Source organism: Streptomyces sp. NPDC007162, assembly GCF_040634175.1.
Lineage (GTDB): Bacteria > Actinomycetota > Actinomycetes > Streptomycetales > Streptomycetaceae > Streptomyces.
Genome location: NZ_JBEYFC010000605.1, coordinates 1 through 4,716 on the forward strand (window position 1 = coordinate 1; position 4,716 = coordinate 4,716).

5 protein-coding genes and 1 pseudogene are annotated in these 4,716 nt (G+C 67.6%); 1 reads left to right on the forward strand and 5 read right to left on the reverse strand.

Features of this window, described 5'->3' with window-relative positions:
• The first annotated feature begins 196 nt into the window (after nucleotides 1-196).
• A complete protein-coding gene (locus tag ABZ646_RS40270; protein WP_360530836.1) occupies nucleotides 197-997 on the forward strand; it encodes a TerD family protein in 801 nt (266 codons plus the stop codon).
• Between the two features lie 17 nt (nucleotides 998-1,014).
• Here the strand turns inward: ABZ646_RS40270 and ABZ646_RS40275 are convergent, their stop codons facing one another.
• From ABZ646_RS40275 to ABZ646_RS40295, 5 genes and pseudogenes are all read right to left on the reverse strand, one after another.
• On the reverse strand, nucleotides 1,015-1,752 hold the full coding sequence (locus tag ABZ646_RS40275) for a Tellurium resistance (RefSeq protein WP_360530839.1): 738 nt from the start codon (nucleotides 1,750-1,752) through the stop codon (nucleotides 1,015-1,017).
• A gap of 108 nt (nucleotides 1,753-1,860) precedes the next feature.
• Nucleotides 1,861-3,000, reverse strand: coding sequence for a DUF475 domain-containing protein (locus tag ABZ646_RS40280; protein ID WP_360530841.1), 1,140 nt, complete (start codon nucleotides 2,998-3,000; stop codon nucleotides 1,861-1,863).
• A gap of 107 nt (nucleotides 3,001-3,107) precedes the next feature.
• The gene (locus tag ABZ646_RS40285) at nucleotides 3,108-3,683 is read right to left on the reverse strand and encodes a TerD family protein (protein WP_132886571.1); all 576 of its coding nucleotides are present in this window, start codon (nucleotides 3,681-3,683) and stop codon (nucleotides 3,108-3,110) included.
• Nucleotides 3,684-3,801: 118 nt separating this feature from the next.
• Entirely contained in the window at nucleotides 3,802-4,377 is a 576-nt protein-coding gene (locus ABZ646_RS40290) for a TerD family protein (protein ID WP_360530845.1), read from the reverse strand.
• 193 nt (nucleotides 4,378-4,570) lie between these two features.
• Nucleotides 4,571-4,716 (reverse strand): annotated as a pseudogene (locus ABZ646_RS40295) (peroxiredoxin); the annotation flags it as partial.

Genomic DNA, 4,716 nt, shown 5'->3' on the forward strand with positions numbered 1-4,716 from the left:
GTCTGCCGCTCGTCGTCGTCCTCGGCTTCTTCGCCTGGGCGGCCGCCCTGTGGAACGGGTAAAGGCTGGCCGGTAATAGTACGTACAAAGCCATGTCCGGGGTTCCCGGCGGGCATGAATTCCAGGTAACCCGGCTGTGTCGTTCGCGAGCCACCCCGCGTTGTCGTGACCAGGACCGAGAGGGCAGGATGACCGCATGACGCACGCGATGCTGAAGGGGTCGAACGTCCCGGTGGAGGCCGCCACGGTCCGGGCCGTACTGCGCTGGACGCCCGGACAGGAAGTACCGGACGTCGACGCCTCGGCGCTGCTCCTCGGCCCCGACGGACGGGTGCGCTCCGACGAGGACTTCGTCTTCTACAACCAGCCCCGGCATCCGTCCGGGAAGGTCTGGCGGCTCGGCAAGAAGCGGGTGGCCGAGGGCCTCACCGACACGATCCAGACAGATCTGCCCGGTGTCGAGTCCAGTGTCGGCCGAATCCTCCTGGTCGCGTCGGCGGACGGTGTCCCGTTCGAACACGTACCCGCCCTGCGCATCCTGCTGTACGACGCGACCGCCCCGGACGCCGAGGCGCTGGCCCATTTCGACATCAAGCCGGAGACCGGCGCCGAGACGGCCCTGATCTGCGGGGAGCTGTACCGCAGGGGCGAGGGCTGGAAGTTCCGGGCGCTGGGCGAGGGCTACAGCAACGGCCTCAAGGGCCTGGCCACGGACTTCGGCATCTCGGTGGACGAGTCGGAGCCGATGGAGGAACCGTCGGCGTCCCAGCCGCTGCCCCCCGAGCAGCCGACCACGGTCCCCGCCCAGCCGGCCTACGGCTACCCGCAGCCGGCCTCACCCGCCCAGCCGACCTACGGCTACCCGCAGTCCCCGTACACCCAGCAGCCGCCCCAGTCGGGCTACGGCTATCCCCCGCCGGCCCCGATCCCGGTACCGACGGTCCCGAACACGGACTTCCGGCTGCCGCCCCAGGGCCCGCAGTTCATCGGACGCTAGGGACGGCTGCCCGGCTGCTACCTGTCCGCCTTCGCCTTGTACCCCCGCCCCCACTGCAGCCCCCACCCGTAGAGCCGGTCCAGCTCCCCCTGAAACCCGTACACGAACTTCACCTCGCGGCGGACGACCAGCTCACCCTTCACGTTCTCGATCATCACCACCGCACAGGACCGCGCCTGCGGATGCCGTTCGTCGAGGCCTATCTCGATCCGCGGTCCGTTGCTCGGGTACAGCGTGACGATCGCGTGGGTGCGGTCGAACGCCGGCGTCTGGTCGTAGATGTAGACGAACACCAGCAGCCGCTTGATGTCGTCCCGGTGGTCGAGGTTGACGTACATCGTCTCGCCGGACGCCGACCCGAACCGGTCGTCGCCGCTGAGCTTGACGTACGGCGGCGCGTTCACGTCCCCGAGCAGGCCGCCCAGCGGCTGTACGACGCCCTTGCTGCCGTCGGACAGCTCGTACAGCGCCCCGAGGTCGAGGTCGACGTTGACCATGCTCTGGCCGTGGCCCATCACCTCGGGCGGCCTGAGCGCCTTGAAGGGGTGCCGGAACAGGCTCTCCCGCTGCTCCCCGTCGAAGTCGGAGGTCCGCATCCGCCAGGTGAGGTTGACGCGCAGGTTGCCGGTGGCCGCGCCCTGCTTGGTGAGGGACACCTGCTGGTGCCGCTTGGTGAGCTCGATGGAGTTGGACGCCGCGCTGCCCGAGTCGAACTCGGCCGCCCTTCCGCCCAGCAGTCCGTCGAAGAAACCCATTCCCGCCCCCAGTGACTCCTGCCGACGCCTCGGGGCGACCGACCGTGTCGATCGCCCCGAACAGAGCGTTCCTCGTCCAGAAGGGTGTCACACCCTGTTTTCGGTCGGTCAGACGGAGACCTCAGCCCTCTCGTCCGACCCCGCTTTTCCCTCGGCCTCCGCGAGCCGCTGGTTGCGCCGCACCGAGGACCAGAACGACCAGCCGATCAGGACGACGCCGACCAGACCGGTGATGACCTCGTTGATCTGGTACTGGATGGTGACCATCAGGATGACCGCCAGCGCGCCGATCGCGTAGTGCGCGCCGTGCTCCAGGTAAACGTAGTCGTCCAGGGTGCCCTGCCGGACCAGGTACACGGTCAGCGACCGGACGTACATCGCGCCGATACCGAGACCCAGGGCCATCAGCACGATGTCGTTGGTGATGGCGAACGCGCCGATCACCCCGTCGAAGGAGAAGGACGCGTCCAGGACCTCCAGGTAGAGGAACATGAAGAACGCGGCCTGGCCGGCCAGCAGCACCGCCGACTTCTTCTTGCCGGTGCGCTCGGCCGCTTCCTCCTCCTCGTGCTCGCGCTCCTCCTCGGCCTCCAGGCGGTCCTCGAAGAAGCCGGAGAGACCGCCGACGACCAGGTAGGTGATGAGACCGGCGATACCGGCGATCAGGACCGTCTGCGCCTTGTCGACGTGCCCGCCGCCGTGCTGGTGGGCGTGGGTGGCGAAGGTGAAGGAGGTGATCAGCAGGACGATCAGGGCGATGCAGACCGACAGCATGTCGACCTTGCCGAGCTTGGCCAGCGGACGCTCGATCCAGCGCAGCCACTGGATGTCCCGGTCCTCGAAGATGAAGTCGAGGAAGATCATCAGCAGGAACATGCCGCCGAAGGCCGCGATCGCCGGGTGGGCGTCGGTGACCAGTTCCTGGTAGCGGTCCTTGTTGTTGAGCGCGAGGTCGACGGCCTCGATGGGGCCCATCTTGGCGGTGACCGCGACGATGACGACGGGGAACACCAGCCGCATGCCGAAGACCGCGATGAGGACGCCGACGGTGAGGAAGATCTTCTGCCAGAAGGCGTTCATCTTCTTCAGGATGCCGGCGTTGACGACCGCGTTGTCGAACGACAGGGAGATCTCGAGGACGGCGAGGATCGCCACGATGCCGAAGGCCTCCCAGCCCCCGTAGAAGACCGCGGCGACCAGGCCGAGCGCGGTGATCGCGAACGACCAGCCGAAGGTTTTCAGAAGCACTGGCTACCCAATCATCGTGTACTCGGCTTTACTCACTGTTGACCGAAGTCTAGAGGGCGCCGGTGTCCAACGGGTCTGGCGGGCCCCACATCCGGACTGCGAAGCGGCTACGAGACGTTCACACCGAAGTCGAGCGCGATGCCCCGCAGCCCCGACGCGTACCCCTGACCCACGGCTCGGAACTTCCACTCGCCCTGGTAGCGGTAGAGCTCGCCGAAGATCATGGCGGTCTCGGTGGAGGCGTCCTCGCTGAGGTCGTAGCGGGCGAGTTCCTGACCGTCGGCCTGGTTGACCACCCTGATGAACGCGTTGGAGACCTGGCCGAAGGTCTGGCCGCGCTCGTCGGCCATGTGGATGGAGACCGGGAAGACGATCTTGTCGCAGGTGGCCGGCACCTTCGGAAGGTCGACCAGAATCGATTCGTCGTCGCCCTCGCCCTCACCGGTGAGGTTGTCACCGGTGTGCTCCACCGAGCCGTCGGGGCTCTTGAGCTGGTTGTAGAAGACGAACCACTCGTCGCCGAGCACCCGTCCGCCCTGGCACAGCAACGCGCTGGCGTCCAGGTCGAAGGGGGCACCGGTGGTGGAGCGGGCGTCCCAGCCGAGTCCGATCAGGACGTTGGTGAGGTTCGGTGCGGCCTTGGAGAGGGAGACATTGCCTCCCTTGGCGAGCGTGACGCCCATGATTGCTGGTCCTCCCCTAGCGGTGGTTCTCCGGTTGTCCTGCACGTCCGGCGCCGACCGTAAACGGTGCGGCGCCGGACAGAGCGGACTTTCGAACGCCCCGGGGCGTTCTGCTGCCTCAGACGTTGACGCCGAAGTCCTGGGCGATGCCGCGCAGACCCGAGGCGTAGCCCTGGCCGATGGCACGGAACTTCCACTCCGCGCCGTTGCGGTACAGCTCGCCGAAGACCATCGCGGTCTCGGTCGAGGCGTCCTCCGAGAGGTCGTAGCGGGCGATCTCGGAGCCGCCCGCCTGGTTGACCACGCGGATGAACGCGTTGCGGACCTGCCCGAAGGACTGCTGGCGGTTGTCGGCGTCGTAGATCGACACCGGGAAGACGATCTTGTCGACGTCGGCGGGGACCGCGGCCAGGTTGACCTTGATCACCTCGTCGTCGCCCTCGCCCTCGCCGGTGAGGTTGTCGCCGGTGTGCTCCACCGAGCCGTCGGGGCTCTTGAGGTTGTTGAAGAAGACGAAGTTCTGGTCGCTGGCGACCTTGCCGGCCGTGTTCAGCAGCAGTGCGCTGGCGTCCAGGTCGAAGTCGGTGCCGGTGGTGGTCCTCACGTCCCAGCCGAGACCGACGAGGACCGCGGTCAGACCGGGGGCCTCCTTCGTCAGCGATACGTTGCCGCCCTTGCTGAGGCTGACTCCCACGAGTCCTCCCATGTGGTGTCCAGGGGCGGGGTGCCCCCGTCGTGCGTCGGATACCGGATCAACGATTCGATCCTAGTGACGGGTTCCCACCGCCCGCAGGCCCTGGACCCCGAAGAATTCCCGGGTGTCGGCCGTGTCGCCCCCTAAGGGACCCGGTGAGACGGCCGTGCGGGCCCACGACGGCCGTACCGGCCTACAGGGTGTCGAGCGCCGTCACGTAGTCGTTCAGGTCGCGGGCGTCCGGGAGTCCGTTGACCACGGTCCAGCGCACGACGCCCTCCTTGTCGATGACGAAGGTGCCGCGGACGGCGCAGCCCTTGTCCTCGTCGAAGACGCCGC

Coding starts and splice junctions, on each gene's coding strand:
- ABZ646_RS40285 (WP_132886571.1), bottom strand. CDS start 3,683: ATGGGCGTCACGCTCGCCAAGGGAGGCAATGTCTCCCTCTCCAAGGCC.
- ABZ646_RS40275 (WP_360530839.1), bottom strand. CDS start 1,752: ATGGGTTTCTTCGACGGACTGCTGGGCGGAAGGGCGGCCGAGTTCGAC.
- ABZ646_RS40270 (WP_360530836.1), top strand. CDS start 197: ATGACGCACGCGATGCTGAAGGGGTCGAACGTCCCGGTGGAGGCCGCC.